This window comes from Ancylobacter aquaticus (genome assembly GCF_004339465.1).
Taxonomy (GTDB): domain Bacteria; phylum Pseudomonadota; class Alphaproteobacteria; order Rhizobiales; family Xanthobacteraceae; genus Ancylobacter; species Ancylobacter aquaticus.
In genome coordinates this window covers 351,155-373,952 of record NZ_SMFY01000001.1, presented here as the reverse complement: position 1 = coordinate 373,952, position 22,798 = coordinate 351,155, and the positions used below count along the sequence as shown (strand labels likewise).

The window sequence follows — 22,798 nt, the reverse complement described above, 5'->3', positions numbered from 1 at the left end:
AATGCGGAAGCCGCCCTGTTCCCCTCGGCGGCTTCCGGAGCATCGCCCCGGCCCGCCCCCCCAGTTTTGGCCGGGGCGATCGCTGATCCGCAAAGACGTCTTGCCATGAACGGCGTCATCCCGAGGTGACGCTCAATGCGTCATCCCGAGGTGCCGGCCGACAGCCCGGCCTCGACGGAGGCTCACCCGGACGACCATCCCGCGAGGCCGCACCTCAGGATGAGGCCGTCCCCTCGAAGCGAAAGATTAAGGGCCCCACCGCACATGGATGTCGGAACACTCGCCTTCTCCGCGCTCTACCAGTTCGGCGACGCCTTCGCCTTTCTGGTGCTGTCCGCCTGCGGCCTCGCCGTCATCTTCGGCATGATGGGCGTGATCAATCTGGCGCATGGCGAATTCATCATGTGCGGGGCCTATGTCACCGTCTCCGCCGCCCATGCCGGCGTGCCGCTGCCGCTCGCCATCCTCATCGGGGCTCTTGTCTCGGCGCTGGTCGGGGCGGTGGTGGAGATATTGATCATCCGCCATCTCTATGACCGGCCGCTCGACACCATCGTCGCCACATGGGGCCTCAGCCTCATCTTCACCCAGGGCACGCTGATCGTTCTCGGTTCCACCATGACCGGCGTCGGCACCCCGTTCGGCAGCTTCACCGTCGGCGATTATTCCTATTCGCTCTACCGCCTCGTTCTGTGCGGCATGGCGGTGCTGGTCATCATCGGGCTCTACGCGTTGTTCAACTGGACCCGCTTCGGCGTCATGGCCCGCGCCACCATCCAGGTGCCGCACATGGCCGCCGCTCTGGGCATCGACACGCGCCTCGTCTACAGCCTGACCTTCGCGCTGGGCGCGGGCCTCGCGGGCCTCGCGGGCGGGCTCTACGCCCCGACCATGACGCTGGTGCCGACCATGGGCACCACCTTCATCATGGAAGCTTTCGTCACCGTGGTGGTCGGCGGCGCCGACGTGTTCCTCGGAACCGCCCCGGCGGCGGCGGTGCTCGCGGTGGTCAAGGCCACCATGACCTCCTGGTACGGCCAGCTCGCCGGCCAGATCGGCCTGCTCATGGCCGTGATCATCGTCATCCGGGTGCTGCCGCGCGGCATCTCCGGCTTCCTCCTGCGCGAGCGGGCCTGATCCCGGACACGGAAACCAGCACATGAACGCGCTCTCACGCTTTTTCCGCCGCCTCGAAGGCCCGCAGACGCTGGGCCGGGGGCCCGGCTTCTGGGTCGGCTTCCTCGTCGTGCTGGCCGGCGCCTGCGCCTACCCGCTGTTCTCGGACGGCTACACGGTCGGCAACACGGTGTACTTCTTCACCTGGATCTTCATGGCGCTCGGCCTCTCCCTCATCTGGGGCTATGGCGGCTCGCTGAGCTTCGGCCAGACGGCGTTCTTCGGCATTGCCGGCTATGCCTATGGCATCCTCACCATCAATTTCGGCGCCGCCTACGGCTTCACCTTCGTTGCCCTGCTGTTCGCGGTGGCGATCGCCGCGCTGTTCGCGGCGCTGCTCGGCTATTTCCTGTTCTTCGGCCGCATCTCCGGCGTGTTCCTCGGCATCGTTACCCTGTCGATCACCCTGGTGCTGGAGCGCTTCATGGCGCAGACGGCGGGGCCGGAATGGAAGATCGGCGCCGCCCGGCTCAACGGCTTCAACGGCATGAGCAACATGCCCCCGCTCACCCTGCCCTGGCCCGGCGGCGACATCGTGCTGTATCCCGACGTGCAGCTCTATTATGTCGTGCTCGGCATGCTGGTGCTCGTATATCTGGGCCTGCGCATTCTGGTGAACTCGCCCTTCGGCAATGTCCTCGTCGCCATCCGCGAGAATCCCGAGCGGGCGGAAATGCTCGGCTACGACATCCGCAAATACCAGCTCGGTACCTTCGTCATCGGCGCGGCGCTCGCAGGGTTGTCGGGCGTGCTCTACACCAGCTGGGGCCAGTACATCACGCCCTCCTCCATGGGCATGACCGCCGCCGCCCTGCCCATCGTCTGGGTCGCGGTCGGCGGGCGCTCGGACCTCACCACGACGCTTGTCGGCACCGTCACCGTGCTCGCCGTGTTCCAGGCGCTCACCATCCATGGCAGCCAGTACGCGCTTGTGGTGATGGGTGTGATGCTGGTGCTCACCGTGCTGCTGGCGCCGCGCGGCCTCATCTATGCGCTGGCCCGCCTCGTCGCCCGGCCCTTCTCAAAACGCGCCTCCAACGGCCAGCCGGGAGACGCCTGATGCCGATGCTCCAGACACTAGGCCTCAACAAGCGCTTCGGCGGGCTGCACGTCACCAACAATGTCGACCTGACGCTTGAGGCCGGCGAGGTGCACTGCCTCATCGGGCCGAACGGTGCCGGCAAGTCGACCCTGTTCCGGCTGATCCTCGGCGAGCATTTGCCGAGCAGCGGCGCCATCCTGTTCGGCGGCGAGGACATCACCAGCCTCAAGCCGTTCCAGCGCATCCGCCGCGGCATGAGCGTCAAGTTCCAGGTGCCCGGAATCTTCAAGGCGCTGAGCGTGCGGCAGAATCTCGAAATCGCGATGCAGCACCATTACGACCCGGCGGTGCTTGCCGAGGAGATCGACAAGCTGCTGGAGTTCCTCAACCTCACCGAGGATTCCACCCGCCTCGCCGGCAATCTCTCGCACGGCCAGAAGCAGTGGCTGGAGATCGGCATGGCCATCAGCCTCAAGCCGCGCCTGCTGCTGCTCGATGAGCCCACCGCCGGCATGTCGCCGGAGGAAACCCATGCCACCGGCGAGATGGTCAAGCGCCTCAATGCGCAGGGCATGACCGTGCTGGCGGTGGAACACGACATGGCCTTTGTGCGCCAGGTCGCGCAGCAGGTCACGGTGCTGCATCTGGGCCGGGTGTTCGCGCAGGGCACGATCGACGAGATCGTGGCCAATGAGGACGTCGCCGCCATCTATCTCGGCCAGACCACGGCACACGAGACCGCGCACGAGCCGGCGGGAGCACCCCATGCGTAAGGAAATCATGCTCTCCACTCTCGGCCTGCGGGCCGGATATGGCGGCAAGCCGGTGCTGCAGGGGCTCGATATCGAGGTGCGGCAAGGCGAGATCGTCGCCGTCATCGGCCGCAACGGTGTCGGCAAGTCCACCCTGATGAAGAGCCTCATCGGCCTGGTGCCCGCGATGGAAGGCTCCATCGTGTTCGGCGACAAGCCGGTGGAGCAGCTCTCCGCCTTCAAGCGGGCGCGGCTCGGCATCGGCTATGTGCCGCAGGGCCGCGACGTGTTTCCCCGCCTTACCGTGGGCGAAAACATCGCGGTGGGCGGCATGCGGGCCGGGCGCGTCACCGAGGCCGACCGCGAGCGCGTGCTCGGCTATTTCCCCATCCTGCGCGAGCGCTGGTCGCAGCGCGCCGGCACATTGTCGGGAGGCCAACAGCAGCAGCTCGCCATCGGCCGGGTGCTGGTGGCCAATCCGCAGCTCATCCTGCTGGACGAACCCTCCGAGGGCATCCAGCCCAACATCGTGCAGGACATCGCCCGCATCATGGTCCAGCTCAACAAGGACACCGGCGTCACCGTCGTGCTGGTGGAGCAGAACATCGACATGATCCGGGCGATGGCGCAGCGCTGCTACGTCATGGACAAGGGCCGCGTCGTCGCCGAACTCACGCGCGAGGGGCTCGCCGATGGCGAGGCCATGCGCCGTCACCTCGCCGTCTGAACGGACAGCCAGCAATCCAAGGAGAACACCATGTCCTGGCTCCAGAATTCCCTCATGGCACGCAAGGGCCTCGCCAAAGGCCAGGCGGGCGCCACCCACTCCCTCACCGAGGCGGAGCAGGGCAAGTACCACTATGTCTACGGCCCCTATGTCGACCCGGTGCTCAAGGTCGATCCCGGCGCGGTGGTGGCAGCGGAGACGCATGACGCCTTCGAGGGCGCGATCAAGAGCGAGAGCGACAACCCGCTGGAGATCCTCAACTTCCCCTATCTCAACCCGCAGAACGGCCCGATCTTCGTCAATGGCGCGGAGAAGGGCGACACGCTTGCCGTCTACATCAAGAACATCGTCCCGCGCGGTCCGCAGCCGGTCGGCACCACGCTGATCATGCCGGACTTCGGCGGCCTGGTGCCGACCAAGGACACCGCGATGCTCAACGCGCCGCTGCCTGTCCGGGTCAAGAAGCTCCATGTCGATGCCGAGACCGGCACCAAATGGAGCGACAAGATCACCCTGCCCTACGTGCCCTTCATCGGCACCATCGGCACCTCGCCGGAGATCGAGGCCATCACCTCGCTGCAGCCGGACTATTACGGCGGCAACATGGACCTGCCGGATGTCGGCATCGGCGCCGTCATCTATCTCCCGGTGAACATTGCCGGCGGCCTGCTCTATCTCGGAGACTGCCACGCCACCCAGGGCGATGGCGAACTGTGCGGCGTCGCGCTGGAGCACCCCACCGTCACCACCATCCAGATCGACCTCATCAAGGGCTGGACCATCCACACCCCGCGCCTTGAGACGGAAGAGTTCATCATGTCCATCGGCTCCACCCGGCCGATGGAGGACGCCACCCGCATGGCCTATCGCGACCTCATCCGCTGGATGGCGTCGGACTACGGCTTCGACGAGATCGAGGCCTACATGCTGCTGACCCAGTGCGGCCGCGTGCGGCTCGGCAACATGGTGGACCCGAAATACACGATGGGCGCCTCGATCCTGAAGTCGTACCTCACGGCCTGAGCGCCCCTTCCCCTCTCCCGCCGGGAGAGGGGAGAGCCCCCGCCGCATCTGCCGCGCACCTTTCACGCCTGCCCAAAGCTGAACGTCATCCTGAGGTGCCAGGCAATGCCGGGCCTCGAAGGAGGAAGGCTGCGTGCGTCCTGCGCGAGCCTCCATCGAGGCTCGCCGAGCTCGCGCCTCAGGATGACGCTGTTCTCAACCGAGCCCGGAGACCTCCGATGACCACCACGCTCAAGGTCGCGACCGTCCAGTTCGAGCCGACGATGTTCGAGAAGGAGCGCAACATCGCGCGCCTCGCCGATCTGGTCACGCAGGCCGCAGCGGAAGGGGCGAAACTCATCGTGACACCAGAAATGGGCACGACAGGCTATTGCTGGTTCGACCGCGCGGAAGTCGCCCCCTTCGTAGAGCCGATCCCCGGCCCGACCACCGACCGCTTCGGTGAGATCGCCCGCGCCCGGGGCTGCTACATCGTCATCGGCATGCCGGAGGTCGATCCCGCGACCAACCTCTATTACAATGCCGCCGTGCTCATCGGCCCGGAAGGCGTGGTCGGCACCCACCGCAAGACCCACCCCTATATCTCCGAGCCGAAATGGTCCGCCCCGGGCGATCGTGGCCATGTCGTGTTCGACACGCCCGTCGGCCGCATCGCCCTGCTGGTCTGCATGGACATCCATTTCATTGAGACCGCCCGCCTTGTCGGGCTCGGTGGCGCCGACATCATCTGCCACATCTCCAACTGGCTGGCCGAGCGCACCCCGGCGCCCTACTGGATCACGCGGGCGGTCGAGAACAGCTGCTACCTCATCGAATCCAACCGCTGGGGGCTGGAGCGCAGCGTGCAATTCTCCGGCGGCAGCTGCGTCATTGGCCCGGACGGGGCCATCGAGGCGGTGATCGATACGGGCGACGGCGTCGCCTGCGTCGACATCGACCTGGAGCGGGCCCGCGCCCGCCGCATGCTCGGCGAACCCGTGTTCGAGCAGCGCCGGCCGGAGCTCTATATGGAGCTGCCGACCAACACTTTCACTTGGAACCCGCTCGACTTCTTCACGCTCTACGGCCACCGCCCGCTGCCCAAGGGCCGGCGCTCAAAGGTCGCCGTCGCGCAGTTCGCCCCCACGGGGGACATCGCCGCCAATCTCGACCGTATCGAGCAGCTCGCCGCCGAGGCCCGCGCCGACGGGGCGGAACTCGTGGTCTTCCCCGAGCGCGCCATCACCGGCCTCGACGCGCCGGCCGCCGTGAAGCTGGAGGGCGAGGCGGTCGCCCGCCTCATCGCCATCGCCACGCGCCACGGCCTGCACCTCGCCGCCGGTCTCGCCGAGGACGAGGGTGGCACGCTCTACAATTCCGCCGTGCTGGTGGGCCCGCAAGGGGTGATCGGCCGCTACCGCAAGACCCACCTCGACGCCTCGGACCACAATTGGGCAACGCCGGGCGACGAGTGGGGAGTGTTCGACACCAAGTTCGGCCGCATCGGCCTGCTCATCGGCCACGACGCCGCCTTCCCGGAGGCCGGCCGCGTGCTGGCGCTGCGCGGCTGCGATCTCATCCTCTGTCCGGCGGCGCTGCGCGGGGCGCTCACCTCCGCCCATGCCGGAACCGCCATCGCCCAGAACTACCCCATCCCCACCGGCGCCGATCCGCATCACTGGCACCTGATGCGGGCGCGGGCGGGCGAGAACAACGTCCACCTCGCCTTCGCCAACGTGCTCGACGAAGCCTCCGGCTATGGCGGCAAGAGCGGCGTGTTCGGGCCGGATACGTTCGAGTTTCCCCGCCGCGAGACGATTCTCGGTTCGGGCGAGGGCGTCGCCACGACGGAGATCGACACCACCAATCTCGACACGCCCTACCCCACCAATGTGGTGCGGCGGAAGGATCTGGTGACGATGCGCCAGCCCCATCACTATCTGCCGCTCATCCGCTGAACGCCGGCGCCTCATCCACAAGCCACGTCGCGCACCTCGCGTGGCGTGGCGCTCTTGCGCCCGAATGAATATGGTCTCGCCTTCCCCTCAAGCGATTCCGTGTTCCGCATGACCGATAAAAGCACCCTCGCCGCCGCCATCGCCCGCCAGATCGCGCAGACGATCGCGCAGGAGATAAGCGCGCGCCCGCAGCAGGCGGAAGCCGCCATCGCCCTGCTCGACGAGGGCGCCACCGTCCCGTTCATCGCGCGCTACCGCAAGGAGGCGACGGGCGGGCTGGACGACACGCAGCTGCGCCTGCTCGGCGAGCGGCTGATCTATCTGCGCGAGCTGGAAGCGCGGCGCGCCGCCATTCTCGACTCCATCCGCCAGCAGGAGAAGCTCACCCCGGAGCTGGAAGCCTCGCTCGGTGCCGCCACCACCAAGGCGGAGCTTGAGGACATCTACCTCCCCTTCAAGCCCAAGCGCCGCAACCGGGCGGAAATCGCCCGCGAGCGCGGCCTCGGCCCGCTGGCGGAAGGCATCCTGGCCGACCGCGCCGCTGTGCCGGCCGAGCTGGCGGCCGCCTATCTCACCGACGAGGTGGCGGATGTGAAGGCGGCGCTGGAAGGCGCGCGCGACATCCTTTCCGAGCAGTTCGCGCAGAATGCCGATCTGCTCGGCCGGCTGCGCGGGCATCTGCGGCAGAACGCCAGTCTTCGCTCCCGCGTAGTTGAGGGCAAGGAAGAGGCAGGCGCCAAGTTCTCCGACTATTTCGACCATGTCGAGCGCTGGGCCACCGCGCCGAGCCACCGCGCGCTGGCCATGCTGCGCGGGCGCAACGAGGACGTGCTGGCGCTGGAGATCGAGGTCGACGCCGACGACACTCGCCCGCTCAAGCCGGTGGTGCGGATGATCAATGAGGCCTACGCCATCGGCGACCGGCTGCCGGGCGACATCTGGCTGATGGAAGTCGCCGGCTGGACGTGGCGGGTCAAGCTGTCGCTGCACCTCTCGCTCGATCTGATGACCGAGCTGCGGATGCGGGCGGAGAAGGAAGCGATCGACGTCTTCGCCCGCAACCTGAAGGACCTGCTGCTCACCGCCCCGGCCGGCTCGCGCACCACGATGGGGCTCGATCCCGGCATCCGCACCGGGGTCAAGGTGGCGGTCGTGGACGGCACCGGCAAGCTGCTCGCTACCTCGACGGTTTATCCGTTCCAGCCGAAGAACGATGTGCGCGGCACGCAGTCAGAGCTGGCGCGGCTCATCCGCGCGCACGGCGTCGATCTCATCGCCATCGGCAATGGCACTGGCAGCCGCGAGACCGAGAAGCTGGTGGCGGAGCTGTTGGCCGCCCTCCCCGCCTCCGAGGCCGGCACCAAACCGCTCAAGGTGGTGGTGTCGGAAGCCGGCGCCTCGGTCTATTCCGCCTCGGCGCTGGCGGCGGCGGAATTCCCCGGCCTCGACGTGTCGCTGCGCGGCGCGGTCTCCATCGCCCGCCGGCTGCAGGACCCGCTGGCGGAGCTGGTCAAGATCGACCCGAAGTCGATCGGCGTCGGCCAGTACCAGCACGATGTCGACCAGTATCACCTCGCCCGCGCGCTCGACGCGGTTGTGGAAGACGCGGTGAACGCCGTCGGCGTCGATCTCAACACCGCCTCCGCCTCGCTGCTGGCGCGGGTGTCGGGGCTCGGCACCGCGCTCGCCGAGGCCGTCGTCGCCCATCGCGACGCCAATGGCCCCTTCGCCAGCCGCAAGCAGCTGAAGGACGTCGCCCGGCTCGGGCCGCGCACTTTCGAGCAATGCGCGGGCTTTCTGCGCATCCGCGACGGCAATGAACCGCTCGACGCCTCCGCCGTCCATCCGGAAGCCTATGGCGTCGCCCGCAAGATCGTCGCCGCATGCGGGCGCGACCTGCGCACGCTGATGGGCGACAGCGCGGCGCTGTCCGGCCTCAACCCCAACGCCTTCGTCGATGAGCGCTTCGGCCTGCCCACGGTGCGCGACATCATCGCCGAACTCGACAAGCCCGGCCGCGACCCGCGCCCCGCCTTCAAGACCGCGACCTTTGCCGATGGCATCGACGACATGAAGGACCTGAAGCCCGGCATGGAGCTGGAAGGCACCGTGACCAATGTCGCCGCGTTCGGCGCTTTTGTGGATATCGGCGTGCATCAGGACGGGCTGGTGCATGTCTCCCAGCTCGCCGACCGCTTCGTAAAGGACGCCCATGAGGTGGTGAAGGTCGGCGATGTGGTGAAGGTGCGGGTGCTGGAGATCGACCTCAAGCGCAAGCGCATCTCGCTCTCCATGCGCCGCGATGCCGCCGCTGCCGGGGCGAAGCCGCAGGGCGAACGCGGCGCGGCCGAGGCCCGGGACAAGCCGGGCGCGCCGCGCACGCCCACTCCCCGCCCGCCGGCGCGCGAACCGCAAAAGGCACCGCAGGGCGCGCTCGGCGCGGCGCTGATGGACGCGCTCAAGCGGCGGTAGAGCGCTATCCGGCTGGCCTGAGCCAATCTATGGTGAACCGCCCTCTAACTCCATGATATATAATGTATTATCCGATCAGCTCGCGTTGCGGGCTGATCGGTTGGCGCTCCCGCGCGGGGCGGCGCGTCCGCCATGGGCGCGGCCAGTGACCGTGCAGCGACCTGTGACGGGGAGCAGTTGGCGGCGGCGTGTTTTTCGGGCTAACTCCTCTCCCCAGCAGCGCCCCTGCACGAGCGCCTCGCACCTCAGGCCCGCATGACCGCGCGCTATGACCTCGGTTCACGCCCCCCGAACGTCGTCCTTCTGACGGCGGTGCTGCAGCATATGGGGCTGATGGCGGTCACGCTGGTCTTTCCCCTGCTCGTCGCCCGGGCGGCCGGGGCGGATGAAGCGCTGCAGGCGCGCTATCTCCAGCTTGCCATGCTCGCCATGGGCGTGGCGACGCTGGCGCAGGGCTGGGGCGGGCGCGTCTTCGGCCTGCCGCGGATGGGAAGCGGCTTCCTGCTGCCGGCGGTGTTCACCGCGGCCTATCTTCCGGCGGCGCTCTTCGTCGCCCGCAAGGGCGGGCTTGAGGCGGTTGCCGGCCTCACCATCGCCGCCGGGCTCACCGAGATCGTGCTCAGCCGGTTCATCAGCCGGCTGCGGCCCTTTCTGCCGGTCGAGATCGTCGGGCTGACGGTGCTGATGATCGGCATCATCCTCGGCATTGTCGCGCTGAAGCTCATCGTCGGCTACGACACCGGCCACCCGCTGGTGCTGTCGCAGACCGGGCCGGCGCTCGCCGCGCTCGCCATCATGATCGGCGTCGCCGTGTGGGGCGGGCCGCGTCTGCGCACCATCGCGGTTCTCCTCGGGCTGGGCGCCGGCCTCGCCCTCCACCTGTCGTTCCATCAGCCTGTCGGCGCCGTCCACCTCGACGCCGGGGATTTCGTGCCGGGAGGACTGACCTGGCCGCTGCTGACCCCGCGCTTCGATCTGGTGCTGGTACCGGGCTTCCTCGTCGGCGCGCTCGCCTGCACGCTGCGCGCCTTCGGCGATGTGGTGGCCAGCCAGAAGATCAACGACCCGGACTGGAAGCGTCCCGACTATGCCAGCATCGAGGCCGGGATATTGGCCGACGGTGTCGGGACGCTGGCGGCGGGGATGATCGGCACGATGGGGCTCAACACCTATTCCGCCAGCGTGGGGCTGTCGGTCGCCACCGAGGTGCTGGCGCGCCGGGTGGTCATCGGCGTCGGCATCGGCTGGATCGCCCTCGCCTTCCTGCCCCGCGCGGCCACGCTGCTGCTGGTGGTCCCGCAGGGCGTGCTGGGCGCGGCGCTGCTGTTCGCCGCCACCTTCGTGGTGCTGTCGGGTATTTCCATTCTGGGCCAGCGCGTGCTCGATGCCCGGCGAACGCTGACGATCGGGCTGGCGCTGTTTCTCGGCCTGTCCTTCGACGACCTGCCCGGCTTCTATGCCGAGCACCTGCCGCCCGCGCTGCAACCCTTCATCACCTCGTCCCTCGTTCTGGCCCTGCTGGCGGCACTGGTGCTGAACGCGCTGTTCCGCATCGGCACCCGGACCATTCACCGGCTGAGCTGGAGCCCACGTGACGGCCACGCGCCGCTGCGGCACTTCCTGGCCGAGATCGGCGCCCGCGAGGGCGTGCGCGCGGAAGCCCTGCTGCGGGTGACGCAACTGGCCGACGAGTTTGCCGAGGCCGCGCCGAGCCTTTCGCCGACATCGCTTATCACCGTCACCGCTCGCTTCGACGAGTATGCGCTGGAACTAACCTTTGCCTGGTCCGGACGCGCGCTGGCGCCGGGCCCGGGACTGACCCTCGATATCGACGCGGACGAGGACGCGCAGATGAACGGGGTGGTGTTCGCCCTGATGAGCCGCCTCGCCGACCGGCTGACGGCGCGCGAGCTGCCCGAGGGCCGGCACGAGCTGACCTGCCGGATCGACCAGTAGCGGCTCAGGCGGCGATCAGCAGTATCCAGCCGGCTGCCATTGCCATGCAGGCGAGCGTGACCGGCACGCCGGCGCGTGCGAACTCCCCGAACGAGATCCGCACCCCGCAGGCCGCCGCCTGTTCCACCACGATGATGCCGGCAAGGCTGCCGAAGACGATGAGATTGCTGGAAAAGCCGGTGCCCAGCGCCAGCGCGGCGCCCAGCGCCTCGGCGTCAGCACCGGGGGTGAGGAAGGGAATGAGCAGCATGACGGCAGGGTTGTTGCCGACGATGTTGCTCAGCGCGCCGCCCACGAGATAGAGCGACAGCGGATCGTCGAGGTTCAGCCCCATGGCGCGCATGCCGCTGAGCAGTTCCTGCGGCAGGCCTGTGGCCGCCATCGCGGCATTGACCACGAACAGGCCCATGATCAGCAGCAGCAGATCACCGTCGATATGCGCGAGCAGGTCGCGCGAGGCGATCTGCCGGTTGATCAGCAGCACGCCGGCGGCGCCGAGCGCGATCAGCTCGCGCGGCCAGTCGCTGAAAATGAACGCCGCCACCACGAAGACCGTCACCAGCCCGGCTTTCGCCGTCTCCACCCGATCGAGTTTTACCGGCGCGGGTGCCGGGTCCGCCGACGGCACGCCGGCGCCTTGCGGCAGCGTCCAGCGCCCGCGATAGATCAGCGCCACGATCCCCCAGACCAGCGGCAGCGAGGCCAGCGCCGGCAGGCCGGCAATGGACAGGAACCCGTTGAAGGACAGGCCGAGCTGCTGGGCCGCGATCATGTTCTGCGGGCTGCCGATCAGCGTGCCGGCGGACCCCGTATTGGCGGCGAAGCAGAAGGCCAGCAGGAACGGAACCGGGTTGAGCCCGCGCGCCAAAGTGAGCGACACCAGCAGCGGCGTCATCGCCACCACCACCACGTCATTCGTCAACAGCGCCGACAACCCGCCCCCGACACCGACCAGCACCGCCAGCAGCGCAGGCGCGCTCACCGGCAGCAGCGCCACGCGCGCGGCAGTCCAGCCATAGAAGCCAGAGACGACGAAGGCGGACGACACCACCATCAGCCCGAACAGCATGCCGACGCTGGCATAGTCGATCGAGTCCCACGCTGCCTTGGAACTGATGCTGCCGGCCACCATCATGGCCAGCGCGCCGACAACGGCCGCGCCGGTGCGGTCCACCTTGAAGCCCGGCAGCTTGCCGAAGCCCATGGCGACATAGACGAGCAGGAAGATGAGGAGTGTCAGCGCCATGGCGGATACGGTCTCGGCGAAACGCGGGCCCCGGGCCGCGAAGGGGCCAAGGCTTAGGCGGCGGGGGTCGCGGGCGCAAGCCGGGCAGAATGACGTCTGGGAGATCAACCCTTCCGAGCCGCGCCGCTCAAAGCTCCTTCGGCGCACGCGGCGCGATGAGCCCCCGGACGTAGCGCGCAACCATGCCCGGCGCCTGCCACGGCGCGCGCAGGATTCGCCGCCCTCCGCCACCCATCAGCGCCTGCGTTGCCCTCAGCGTGAGATGCCAGCGCGGCAGCCGGGTGAACCGCTCCAGCATCCGCAATTGCGCCGGGTCCGCCGGCAACGGATTGGGCAGGCCGAAACAGGCCTCGGTCAGCGTGAGGAGGCGCTGCGTCGGCCGTTCCCACCCCGCCGCCCTGACGCGGGCAATGAAGGCCGGCGGCACGACGCCGCCGAAATCGTCATGGATGCGCCCGACCAGATCGAGCACCTTCACCAGCGGAACCTCGGCCGTCGCCAGCCGGGTGTACAGCAGCGGGCTGGTGCATTGCGCCAGCGAGCACAGCGCGCGCGACAGCGGGTCGAGCCGGCCGATCCGCTGTCCTTCCCAGTCCAGCCACTCCACCCCGGCGGCGATATCGCCCGGCAACAGGGCGTCGTGGGGAGCGATCACGCTGTGGTGCAGCTCCACCCGCGCCATCTCGTCGGGATGGAAGAAGGGCGGATAATGCCGCCGGCTCTCCTCCGGCCCGTCCGAGGCGTAGCCAAGGCTCCTGAGCACGCCCATCGCCACGCGCCGCTGGCTCTCGCCCGGCACCCACATGTCGAGGTCCATCATCTGGCGCCCGGCGGCGGGGCCGTCCGGCGGCAGCAGCGACAGCGCCCCCTTGAGCCATACCGGCTGGACACCCGCCGCATTGAGCGCCTCGCCCAGCGTCCGCATCTGCCGCCGGAAACCCTCGTTGCGCTCCGTGTTCCAGGCCGCCACGGCCGCGAGCACATCGGCCAGCTCCGCGTCGACGCGGTCGCCGAGCCCATGGCGGGCGAGGGCGACGGAAAGGGCGGGAATGAGCCGATGCGTGTCCGCCTGGGCGAGGAGGGCTCCCCATGGCGTCACTGCGGGCCAGTCGGCCAGCAACGGGTCGCGGGTGGAGAACGGCGATACGAGGGCGCAGAGCAGGCGCAGGCCTTCAAGGGCGGGAGACCGGCTCGGCATGGCAACCCCTGACAGCGCCGGCGGCGCGGCGTGGCGCGCGGATCAGGCGCTCGCGCTAACGGTATTGGAGCCTTCCCGGGCAGGCAAGCACGCGGGCTTGCGGCCAGGATGGCAGCGCAGTTCGCGCTGTCTCATAACACGCTAGAGGTACCAAGGAACTACCTTCGCCCCGCCTTCCAACCTCCCCCGACGAGATGAATATGTGCAAGACGCCTTCGCTGACCGAGCCGGAAAAGACGGCCACCACCGACGAGCCTCGCCGCGAAACCCTGCGCCGGCTCGGCCGAAGCGCCGCCTATGCGGTGCCGGCCACGCTGGCGGTGATGATGATGGGCCGGGCCGTGGCGGGCAGTTGACGACAGACCGGCAGAGGTTCATTTTTACCTCTCTCGGCTCGATATATCTGGGGGCACCATGGCGACTGATCACGAACCGACGACCGGGCGGGACGCTCCCGCCTCCAGCCCACCCCTGGAAGGCGCCGAGCTGCGCCGGCGTGCGGCACTGGCCAAGCTCGGCCGGGTCGCCGCCTACAGCGTGCCCGCCACGGTGGGCCTGATGATGATGTCCCGTTCCGCTCGGGCAAGCTGATGGCGGCAGCGGCATCGCTCCGCCGCCGATGACGCGGCGCGGCCCCGACTTCACACACCTTTTTCGGGAGACCTCGCATGGACCATCCTGATAAATTCTCCGACGATTTGCCGGCCCCGGCGGTGCGCCCTTCGGCAAGTGTAGCCCCGGCGCCGGGCGAGGCGGCCGACCCCCGCCGGCGGGCGGCACTGGCCAAGCTGGGGCGGACGGCCCTCTATGCGGCGCCGGCAACGGTGAGCCTGATGGCGATGACCCGCTCCGCCCGCGCCTGCTGACGTCTGCCCGCCCGGCTCTTGATGCCGGGCGAGGACATGCCCTACCAGGCCCTGGCCCACCGGCATCTCTAAAGACCTGCACCCGCCTCAGGAGGGATGCCGCCGATCGTTCGGAGCCCTCGATGCCAGCCGAAGACAACGCCCACCTCGTCAAGAAGCCGCTGCAGACCACCGACGAACGGCGGCGAGACGCCCTGCGCCGGCTCGGCAAGGTGGCGGCCTACTCGGTGCCGGCAACGCTCAGCCTGATGTCGGTCCGCCGCGCCGCCGCCGACAGCTAGGGGGTGATCTGCCGAACAGCGTGCGCTGCATACGGGTCGGTATGTGCTCCCGAGCGTTTTCCTATCGACCGGATCATTGCAGGCGCTCCAGGACCTGCCGCCTTCTCGGCTTATAGTCAGTGCGGCAGGCGGCGGGCGCCTTCTGGCCCCCGCTTGGTTGGTGAAGGCACGCCATGACGGACATCGTTTTCCCCGCGACGGTCGACACCGACCCCGGTGCCCGCAGCGCCGAGCCGCGCTTCTATTTCCGCGTTCTCGACGACGTGCTCTTTGTCTTCGACAAGGACCGCGACATGGCGCACGCGCTTAACGCGGCCGCCGCACGGCTTTTCCTCACTTTGCCCGACGCCTTCGTCACGCCCACCGCCCTCGGCGAGGCCTCCGGGCTCGGCACGCAGGATCTCCGTGATTGCCTCGGCGCGTGGGAGGCGTTCGGCTGGATCGAACGCGATGGCGCCGGCCGCGTGCGGCTGCGGGACGAAAGGGCGCCCCGGCCGGACGAGACGCGCGCCACAAGCCTCGTCCCGGCGGGCGACGAGAGTCTGGTTGATCGCTACCAAGTCCGGCTGGCCGGCTCATCCGTCGCGTTTCGCCTGTTCGTCAGCGGTGGCGGATCAGAGGGCCCCGGCGGGGAGGCGGCGCTAGACGACCCGTCCGCTTTCGACGACGCGCCCGATCCCGATTGCTTCGCCGCCCGGTTGGCGAGCGGCCGGCGCATGTTCGGCTTCTTCGGCGGCTTTCTCGATCCCGCCCCGGATCGTCATCCCCCCCTTGCCACCATCCATCTCGTGGTAACGCCGGACGGTTTCCTGCTGCGCTGCGGCCCGCGCCGCCTGTTCACCGAGAAGGTCGCGGTCGCGGTCGGCAAGGTGCGGCTCTGGCTGCTCGATCTCGTCTACCGCCACCCCCGCCCTTGCGTCTTCGTCCACGGCGCGGTGCTTGCCACCACTGCCGGCGCGGTGGTGATGGCCGGTGTATCGGGCGCCGGCAAGAGCACGCTTTCCGCCTATCTGGTCACGCGCGGCTGGCGCTTCGGCACGGATGATTCTCTCGCCCTCGGCTTTCGGGATGGCGAGGCGGTGGTGCTGCCCTGCCCCGGCGCGATCAATGTCAAGTCGGGGAGCTACCCCACCCTCCTGCCCTTCCACCCCCAGCTGGCGGCGCTGCCGCTGATCGGCGTGGGCGAGAAGCGCGGGCGCTATCTGCCTGTGCCGCTCGCTCTCCATCTCGGCCCCGAGGGTGGCGAGAACCATGTCCGCTGCTTCGTCTTCCCCCGCTTCGAGGCGGGAGCGCCGACACGGGTCGCGGCGATCTCGTCCTCGCAGGCGCTGCTCGAACTGATGGACGCGGAATTCGATCTCGCCGAGGAGGCCGGCGCGGCCGAGTTCGACGCCTTCTTCGACACGCTGGACCAGCTGCCGCGCTACGCCATCGTCTATAGCGACCTGTTCGAGATGGAGGCCGTGCTGCGCCGGTTGGTAGCGGGCGAGGAAGGCTGAGGCCCGGGCGGCGACCTCACGGCGGGGGAAGGCGGCCGCCCAGTTCCTCGTCGATATAGGCGTCGAGTATCGCCGCAAAATCCGTGTCGCCGACAAAGCCCAGTTGCTGCGCTCGGGCCGGCGCGAAACGCTGCGGCCAGCTCCCGACCACGCGGGTCACCGTGGCATCGGGTGCGCGGCGGATCAGCCCGGCCACCCGCTCACCGGCCCGCGCCCGCAGCGCCGCGATCTGCTCGCCCACCGTCACCGAGACACCGGGCATGTTGAGGCTCCGACGCGCGCCAAGCGGGGCGGTGTCCAGCGTCGCGGCATGGGCGAGGTAGGACACGGCGGCGCGCGGCGAGGCGATCCATACCCGCATCGCTTCCTCCACCGGCAGCACCGCCTCCAGCCCGTTCAGAGGCTCGCGCATGATGCTGGAGAGGAAGCCCGACAGCGCCGCATTGGGCCGGCCGGGGCGCACGCTCACGGTGGGCAGGCGCAGCGCCAGCCCGTCGATGAAACCCCGCCGGCTGTAATCCGCCAGCAGCAGCTCCACCATCGCCTTCTGCACGCCGTAGCTGGAGGATGGGGCGCACAGATAATCGTCGTCGACCATTTCCGGGCAGGGCGCGCCGAACACGGCGAGCGAGGAGGCGAAGACCACGCGCGGCCGATAGCCCGGCAGGACGCGGATCGCCTCCAGCAGCGCCCGCGTGCCGTCGAGATTGACCCGGTAGCCCTCCTCGAACCGCGCTTCCGCCTCGCCCGAAACGATGGAGGCGAGGTGGAAGATCACATCCGGGCGCCCCGCCACCAGTGCCTCGGCCGCGCCGGGCACGGCATAGTCGCCGGCGTGGCACTCCACCGGGAAGGGCAGCGCCTGCGCCGGCGCGGGGTCGACCACGTCGTGCAGCACGGCGCCGGCGACCGGCGCCCCTTCCAGCCCTTCCGTCGCCAGGCGTGAGAGCAGTTTGCGGCCGAGCATGCCGGCGGCACCGAGGATCAGGATCTTCATCGACAGCTCTCCCGGATCGACATTCTGGGGCGAATACCCCCTCTGTATCAGGCGACCTCTGCCGCGTCCCGGCGCGCCCGCGCCATGCGGCAGGCGACATCGAACGCCGCCTGGATGGCGCCCCAGCCGGCCTCGCCCTTGCCATAGCGATCGAAGGCGGTGCCATGGGCGGGAGTGGATATCGGGATCGGCATGCCGCCATGCACGGTGACGCCCCGCGAGAAGCCCATGAGCTTCATCGCGATCTGCCCCTGGTCGTGATACATGGTGACGATCGCGTCGAGCTCGTCCTTTTTGAGGAACAGCGTGTCGGCGGGGAACAGGCCGAGCACCGGCAATCCCTGTGCCCGCGCCGCCTCGATGGCGGGGGCGATCACGTCGATCTCCTCGCGGCCGAAGCTGCCATTGTCGCCGGCATGCGGGTTGAGCCCGCACAGGGCGATGCGCGGCTCGGCCACGCCCACCCGCACCAGCGTCGAGTGGATGAGCCGGATGGCCCCGACGATCCGCTCCTCGGTCAGCAGGCCGGCCACGTCCTTCAGCGGCACATGGCTGGTGACGCGGCTGGTCCACAGCCCGTCCAGCGCGTTGAGTTCGCCATAGGGACCGTTAGGCTGCAGCATTTCGGCGAACCAGTGGGTCTCATCAGGGTGGCCGAGCCCGCCCAGATGCAGCGAATGCTTGTTCAGCGGCGCGAAGCACACCGCGTCGGTCACGCCGGCCGTGGTATAGTCGATGGCGCGGCGCAGCGTGTCCATGGCGTAACGCCCACCATTGGCGGTGGAGACGGCGCGCTCGAACGGCGCTTCGCCCCGGCCGCGATAATCCACCAGCACCGGCACGCCGGGTGTGAACTCCGGCCGCTCGGCGTCGGTCGCGAGCGCGTAGTCGAAGCGCGCGCCGCAGATGCCCATGGCTTCTTCCAGCTCGTCGCGGTCGGCGACGATGAGGATGTCGGCGGCGTCGCGGTTCGGCGCGTGGGCGAGCAGGCGGACGACGAGTTCGGCGCCGATGCCGGCAGGGTCGCCCGGGGCGATGGCGATACGGGGGATCATAGGTGTCTCCTTGATGTCGGCGCGCTTGATGTCGGCGTGAGGGTCAGGCGTCGGCCAGCGCGGGAACGGATGCGCCGAAGAACGCCGCGTCCTGAAGCCGGCGCAGCGCCAGCAGTTCTGACCCGTCTTCCACCGCGATGTCGGCCATGGTGATCAGCTGCCCCGCCGCCACAGGCCGGACGAGGGTGCGGTTGGCGGCGAGGTAGAACGGCGCCGGTGCGTCCGGCGTCAGCGCCATGGCCGGCACCAGCTCCGCCGTGGCGCCCTCGATGGTGTGGTGATGCCCGCCCATGGCGAGAACGCCGCCGGCCGGCAGATGCTGGGTGGCGCGGGCCACGAGGTCGAGATGCGGGTGCGGGTCCATGCCGCCGCTGGAGGCGCCGAGCAGCGCCGCCTCCAGGATCGTGGTCGCCGCCTCGACGCCAAGCAGATGGCGCGGCAAATACAGCATGGCGGTGGCGCCGGAGCGGGAGACGACATGGCCCTTCTCGGCCAGCATGTCCCAGGTCTCGCGGTCGGTGCAGCGCACCACCACGAACACGCCGCCGGCAAAGCTCGGCTCGTGCGGTGCGCGCAGGCAGTGGAACACGTCGATCCGCTGTTCGCCAGCGAGCAAGCCGCCCTCATTGAGGCCGGCGAGCAGGTCCGGCACCTCGCTGATGCGGGCGATGGGGGCGTGCAGGTCCGGCCGGTCGGGCAGGAATCCGGTGGCATTGCCGACAATGAGCAGCTCGCACAGATCCGGCACGGCGCGCTGCGGCAGCATGGCGGCGACCTCCGCCCGGGCGGCGACGATCGCCGCGGCCGGGCGCGCGCCCATCGTGAGATGCGCGGCCATGCCGGGGGCGGCGATGGAGCGGCCATTGCTGGTCAACTCATCCGTCGCGGCGTCGAACACGAAGTCATATTCGCTCGACTTGCCGGCCGCGACAATCTCGAAGCCCAGAATCTGCGCCCAGGTGACGAGGCCGATCAGCAGGCTCGGCTGGTCGCCATCCACCGGCGTCGCCACCACCCCGCGCGCGGCGGCCATGCGGGCGAGGCCGGGGCCGACCACGCTGTCGAGCTCTTTCGACACCACGGCGAGATGCTTGCCGGCCTCGATGGTGAGGCGGGCATGGCGGGCGCCGGCCTCGGGATGGCCTGTCGCCTCCACCACCACCTCGACCGGCAGGTCGATGACGGTGGCAAGATCGCCCGCCGCCACGAAATCCCCCGCCGCAAAAGCCGCCAGCGCCTCGGCGGGCGTCGAACAGACATGGATGCGCGCGGGATCGATGCCGACCGAAGCGAGCGCGCTGGCAGCGACCGCCGCGTCCCGGTCCACGGCGACGCGGCAGCGCATGCGCGGCACCCGCAGGCCCTGCGCCAGGAAGCTGCGGCCGAAGCCGCCGGTGCCGACGACACAAGTCTCGACCGGCGGCCGGTCAACGGCGAAATAGCGATGGAAGTTCATGCCTTGCCTCACTGTCGGTCCGGCCGCGAGCGGCAGCGCCGGGGAACGACGAGGGCGGCGGGGGGCGAAGCGCCTGCGGCCCGCACGGGGCGGGTGAATGCACGCGCCCGGCAGCGCGGGCGGCGCGGCCTGCTTCTCCTCGACATTTCCTCGCGTTCCAGCGCCTCTTGCTCGGGCGTCTGTGAACTCTCGTTTCACATATTGCATGCAATCATGCGCATAAATCAAGCCGTCTGGACCAACAAAGCTGAATGTGCGAGGATGTTTGCATGCAATATCTGCAAGACGCCATGACTCCAGAGGATGTCCCGGAAGAGGCGCCGGAGCCCCGCAATCTGCGCGGGCGCAGCGCCGCCCATGTCGCCGAGCGCATTCGCGACCGCATCCTCTCCGGCGCCTTGCCGCCGGGCGAGCGGCTTTCGGAGCGCAGCCTGACCGAGGGTCTGGGCGTCACCCGCACGCCGCTGCGCGAGGCGTTCAAGATTCTGGAAGCCGAGGGGCTGCTCAACATCGTGCCCAATCGCGGCGCACAGGTGGTCGAGCTTTCCTCCGCCGATGTCGACATGGCGATGGAACTGCTCGCCGGGCTGGAAAGCGTGGCGGCGGAGCTGGCCTGCGCGCGCGGCACCTCCGAGCAGTTCGCGGAAGTGGCGGCGCTGCATGCGCGCATGGTGGCCTGCCAGCGCGCGGGCGATCTGGTCGGCTATTTCCGCATCAACCAGAACATCCACCAGAACATCGTCGACTGCGCCCACAACCCTGCCCTGTCGCGGGTCTACCGCGCCGAGAGCGCGCGGGTGCGGCTCTATCGCTTCGCCGGCAACCGGGTGAGCGCGCGCTGGAGCCGCGCGGTGATGGAGCATGAGCAGATACTGCTCGCCTTGCAGCAGCGGCAGGGCCCGCTGCTGCGCGAATTGCTGCGCGCCCACCACCTCAATGGCTGGCACGTCACCCGCAAGGTGCTGGACAACGAGGTGCAGCCGGACCTCTAGAACGCATGCGCGTTCAGGTGCCGGTCCATTTCGGTACCGCCTTGGTCTTGGCGAGAAAGTTTTCGACGCCACGGCGAAAATCGTCGCTGCCATAGACCTCTTCGACGATCGCCTCGATGTCGGGCAAGGTGCCGAGCGCCAGCCGGCGGATCGTCTCCTTGCTGGCGCGCGTCGTGAGCGGCGCATTCTCCGCCGCGCGCGTGGTCAGCGTGGCGATCTCGGCGTCCATCGCCTCCTGTTCGACGATCTTCAGCAGGAACCCCGTGTCGAGCATTTCCTGCGCGGTGATGATCTCGCCGAGCAGCACCATCCGCTTGGCGATGCCGACGCCCGCCGCGCCGCCGATGCGCGCCATGGAGAGCGCGGAGAGGCAATTGCCCAGCGTGCGGCCGATCGGCGAGCCGAAGCGCGCGCCCGGCGTGGCGAGGCGGAAGTCGCAGGCCGAGGCGATGTTGAGCCCGCCGCCGACCGCCCAGCCATCGACCACGGCGATGGTCGTCACCGGAATGGCGTCGACCGCCCGCATGCAATCGTCGATCTTGTGCTCATAAGCGATGCCGTCGACGCCGCTGGTGAACTTGGTAAAGCCTGAAATGTCCGTGCCGGAGACGAAGGCCTTGCCGCCGACGCCCCGGAACACCGCCACCCGGATGGACGAATCCTCCGCGATCCCCAGCGCCGCGTCGCGCAGGTCCAGCCACATCTGGCTGGTCAGGGCGTTGTGCGCCTCCGGGTTGTTGAAGCGGACAAAGGCGACGCCGCCGGTCTTCTCGACATCAATGCGCGGGGTGCTCATCACACGGTCTCTTTCGTCGTCGCGGGCTTGAGGAGGCCCTTTTCCACCAGCTCGCGGCGAAGTTCCGCGCCATGCTCATCCAGCAGCGGCGGCGGCAGGCGGATTTCCTGCGGCGTGGCGCTCATCTTCACCGGGAATCCGAGCGCGCGGAACTCGCCCTCCACCGGGTGCGGCACCATCTGCACCATCTCGCGGGCCACCGCCTGCTCGCTCGTGACCGCCTCGCCATAGTCGAGGATCGGCGCGGTGGGCACGCCCGCCTTGGTGAGCGCGTCGATCCATTGCTCGCGCGTGCGGGTGAGGAAGGTGGGCGTCAGTTCCTCCATAAGCAGCAGGCGGTTGTTCACGCGCGCCGCATTGGTGGCAAAGCGCGGGTCGTCCTGCAGTTCCTCGCGGCCGAGCACCTTCAGGAAGGTGATCCACAGGCCCTGATTGGCGGCGCCGATGACGAACCAGCCATCCGAGGCCTCCACCGCCTGATAGGGCGCCGACATGCGGTTGGCCGAACCGATGGGAGTCGGCGATTTGCCGGTGCCCCACAGCTCCGTCGTCTCCCAGATGGAGAGCGCCAGCGCCGCCTCGAACAGCGAGGCGTCGATGTGCTGGCCCTCGCCGCTGGTCTGCCGGCCGATCACCGCGCTGAGAATGGCGTAGGCGCTGAACAGGCCGGCGCCGAGATCGGCGACCGCGATGGAGTTCTTCGCCGGCTCCATGTCCGGGAAGCCGTTGGAGCTCAGAATGCCGGAAACCGCCTGCGCGATCAGGTCGAAGCCCGGCCGCTGCGACCACGGCCCGGTCTGGCCGAAGCCGGAAATGCTGGCATAGACGAGGCGCGGGTTGATCGCCTTGAGCGTCGGGTAGTCCATGCCGAGCCGGCCGGCGACTCCGGGGCGGGCATTCTCCACCAGCACGTCGGCGGTCTTCACCAGCGCATAGAGAACCTCGCGGTCGGCGTCGGACTTCAGGTCCAGCGTGATCGAGCGCTTGTTGCGGTTGAGCGCCAGGAAGCCCGGGCTGTCGCTGCCCTTGAGCCGAAAGCCCATGGAGTGGCGGGTGGAATCACCCGTGCCGGGCGGCTCGATCTTGATGACGTCGGCGCCCATATCCGCCAGCAGCATGCAGCAGAAGGGCCCCGCCATCACCTGCGAGATGTCGAGCACGCGAATGCCTTGCAGGGGCAGCGCCATCAGAAATTCCTCCCGTTTCGATTGTCCTCGGCCCGCGCCCTGGCGGCGCTCCTCGCCGGTCGGCGTGATTCTTCGTGGCTTGCGCGCCCTTGGTGGCGGGCGCAGAGGCAAAGGCTGGCGCCGCCCCGATGCCGGTCCGC

General features: G+C 69.0%; 21 protein-coding genes. 14 read left to right on the top strand and 7 right to left on the bottom strand.

The window, feature by feature from the left end; genetic code table 11:
• The first annotated feature begins 264 nt into the window (after positions 1-264).
• The 8 genes from EV667_RS01805 (at position 265) to EV667_RS01770 (ending at position 11,085) form a co-directional block, all read left to right on the top strand.
• Positions 265-1,137, top strand: a complete 873-nt coding sequence (locus tag EV667_RS01805; RefSeq protein ID WP_131833629.1) for an ABC transporter permease subunit — start codon at positions 265-267, stop codon at positions 1,135-1,137.
• Positions 1,138-1,159: 22 nt separating this feature from the next.
• Complete coding sequence (locus tag EV667_RS01800; RefSeq protein ID WP_131833628.1) at positions 1,160-2,236, top strand: branched-chain amino acid ABC transporter permease; 1,077 nt, start codon at positions 1,160-1,162, stop codon at positions 2,234-2,236.
• Positions 2,236-2,991: an ABC transporter ATP-binding protein gene (locus EV667_RS01795; protein WP_131833627.1), complete on the top strand. Its 756-nt coding sequence runs from the start codon at positions 2,236-2,238 to the stop codon at positions 2,989-2,991. Before EV667_RS01800 ends, EV667_RS01795 begins: the two co-directional genes overlap by 1 nt.
• Complete coding sequence (locus EV667_RS01790) at positions 2,984-3,697, top strand: ABC transporter ATP-binding protein (RefSeq protein WP_131833626.1); 714 nt, start codon at positions 2,984-2,986, stop codon at positions 3,695-3,697. Before EV667_RS01795 ends, EV667_RS01790 begins: the two co-directional genes overlap by 8 nt.
• A gap of 30 nt (positions 3,698-3,727) precedes the next feature.
• A complete protein-coding gene (locus EV667_RS01785; RefSeq protein WP_131833625.1) occupies positions 3,728-4,720 on the top strand; it encodes an acetamidase/formamidase family protein in 993 nt (330 codons plus the stop codon).
• Between the two features lie 218 nt (positions 4,721-4,938).
• A complete protein-coding gene (locus tag EV667_RS01780) occupies positions 4,939-6,657 on the top strand; it encodes a nitrilase-related carbon-nitrogen hydrolase (protein ID WP_131833624.1) in 1,719 nt (572 codons plus the stop codon).
• 108 nt (positions 6,658-6,765) lie between these two features.
• Positions 6,766-9,129: a Tex family protein gene (locus EV667_RS01775; RefSeq protein WP_131833623.1), complete on the top strand. Its 2,364-nt coding sequence runs from the start codon at positions 6,766-6,768 to the stop codon at positions 9,127-9,129.
• 255 nt (positions 9,130-9,384) lie between these two features.
• Positions 9,385-11,085 (top strand): solute carrier family 23 protein, encoded by a 1,701-nt coding sequence (locus EV667_RS01770; RefSeq protein ID WP_131833622.1) that lies wholly within the window; start codon positions 9,385-9,387, stop codon positions 11,083-11,085.
• Positions 11,086-11,089: 4 nt separating this feature from the next.
• Here EV667_RS01770 and EV667_RS01765 read toward each other — a convergent pair whose 3' ends face one another.
• Together EV667_RS01765 and EV667_RS01760 are read right to left on the bottom strand one after the other, a co-directional pair.
• Positions 11,090-12,331, bottom strand: a complete 1,242-nt coding sequence (locus EV667_RS01765; protein WP_131833621.1) for an ArsB/NhaD family transporter — start codon at positions 12,329-12,331, stop codon at positions 11,090-11,092.
• A 127-nt stretch (positions 12,332-12,458) separates the two neighbouring features.
• On the bottom strand, positions 12,459-13,529 hold the full coding sequence (locus EV667_RS01760; RefSeq protein WP_131833620.1) for a nucleotidyltransferase family protein: 1,071 nt from the start codon (positions 13,527-13,529) through the stop codon (positions 12,459-12,461).
• Between the two features lie 200 nt (positions 13,530-13,729).
• Between EV667_RS01760 and EV667_RS22500 the strand changes: the two genes are divergently transcribed.
• The 5 genes from EV667_RS22500 to EV667_RS01750 all read left to right on the top strand — a co-directional run bounded on the left by EV667_RS22500 (position 13,730) and on the right by EV667_RS01750 (position 16,175).
• A complete protein-coding gene (locus EV667_RS22500) occupies positions 13,730-13,885 on the top strand; it encodes a hypothetical protein (RefSeq protein ID WP_165901522.1) in 156 nt (51 codons plus the stop codon).
• 58 nt (positions 13,886-13,943) lie between these two features.
• Complete coding sequence (locus EV667_RS22495) at positions 13,944-14,120, top strand: hypothetical protein (protein ID WP_165901531.1); 177 nt, start codon at positions 13,944-13,946, stop codon at positions 14,118-14,120.
• A gap of 77 nt (positions 14,121-14,197) precedes the next feature.
• Positions 14,198-14,395 carry a hypothetical protein gene (locus tag EV667_RS01755; protein ID WP_131833619.1) on the top strand — a complete coding sequence of 66 codons (198 nt, stop codon included), beginning with the start codon at positions 14,198-14,200 and terminating at the stop codon, positions 14,393-14,395.
• A gap of 122 nt (positions 14,396-14,517) precedes the next feature.
• A complete protein-coding gene (locus EV667_RS22490) occupies positions 14,518-14,676 on the top strand; it encodes a hypothetical protein (protein WP_165901530.1) in 159 nt (52 codons plus the stop codon).
• Positions 14,677-14,849: 173 nt separating this feature from the next.
• Positions 14,850-16,175, top strand: a complete 1,326-nt coding sequence (locus EV667_RS01750; protein WP_131833618.1) for a hypothetical protein — start codon at positions 14,850-14,852, stop codon at positions 16,173-16,175.
• A 16-nt stretch (positions 16,176-16,191) separates the two neighbouring features.
• Here the strand turns inward: EV667_RS01750 and denD are convergent, their stop codons facing one another.
• The 3 genes from denD to EV667_RS01735 are packed head-to-tail and all read right to left on the bottom strand — an operon-like array spanning position 16,192 to position 19,683.
• Complete coding sequence (gene denD, locus EV667_RS01745) at positions 16,192-17,172, bottom strand: D-erythronate dehydrogenase (RefSeq protein ID WP_131833617.1); 981 nt, start codon at positions 17,170-17,172, stop codon at positions 16,192-16,194.
• A gap of 47 nt (positions 17,173-17,219) precedes the next feature.
• Positions 17,220-18,227, bottom strand: coding sequence for a 4-hydroxythreonine-4-phosphate dehydrogenase PdxA (locus EV667_RS01740; RefSeq protein ID WP_131833616.1), 1,008 nt, complete (start codon positions 18,225-18,227; stop codon positions 17,220-17,222).
• Between the two features lie 43 nt (positions 18,228-18,270).
• Positions 18,271-19,683 carry an NAD(P)H-dependent oxidoreductase gene (locus EV667_RS01735; RefSeq protein WP_131833615.1) on the bottom strand — a complete coding sequence of 471 codons (1,413 nt, stop codon included), beginning with the start codon at positions 19,681-19,683 and terminating at the stop codon, positions 18,271-18,273.
• 269 nt (positions 19,684-19,952) lie between these two features.
• Between EV667_RS01735 and EV667_RS01730 the strand changes: the two genes are divergently transcribed.
• On the top strand, positions 19,953-20,675 hold the full coding sequence (locus tag EV667_RS01730; protein WP_131833614.1) for a GntR family transcriptional regulator: 723 nt from the start codon (positions 19,953-19,955) through the stop codon (positions 20,673-20,675).
• A gap of 13 nt (positions 20,676-20,688) precedes the next feature.
• On the opposite strand, the gene EV667_RS01725 is transcribed toward EV667_RS01730, so the two are convergent.
• Complete coding sequence (locus EV667_RS01725; protein ID WP_131833613.1) at positions 20,689-21,471, bottom strand: enoyl-CoA hydratase; 783 nt, start codon at positions 21,469-21,471, stop codon at positions 20,689-20,691.
• The gene (locus EV667_RS01720; protein WP_131833612.1) at positions 21,471-22,658 is read right to left on the bottom strand and encodes a CaiB/BaiF CoA transferase family protein; all 1,188 of its coding nucleotides are present in this window, start codon (positions 22,656-22,658) and stop codon (positions 21,471-21,473) included. Before EV667_RS01720 ends, EV667_RS01725 begins: the two co-directional genes overlap by 1 nt.
• Positions 22,659-22,798: the final 140 nt, after the last annotated feature.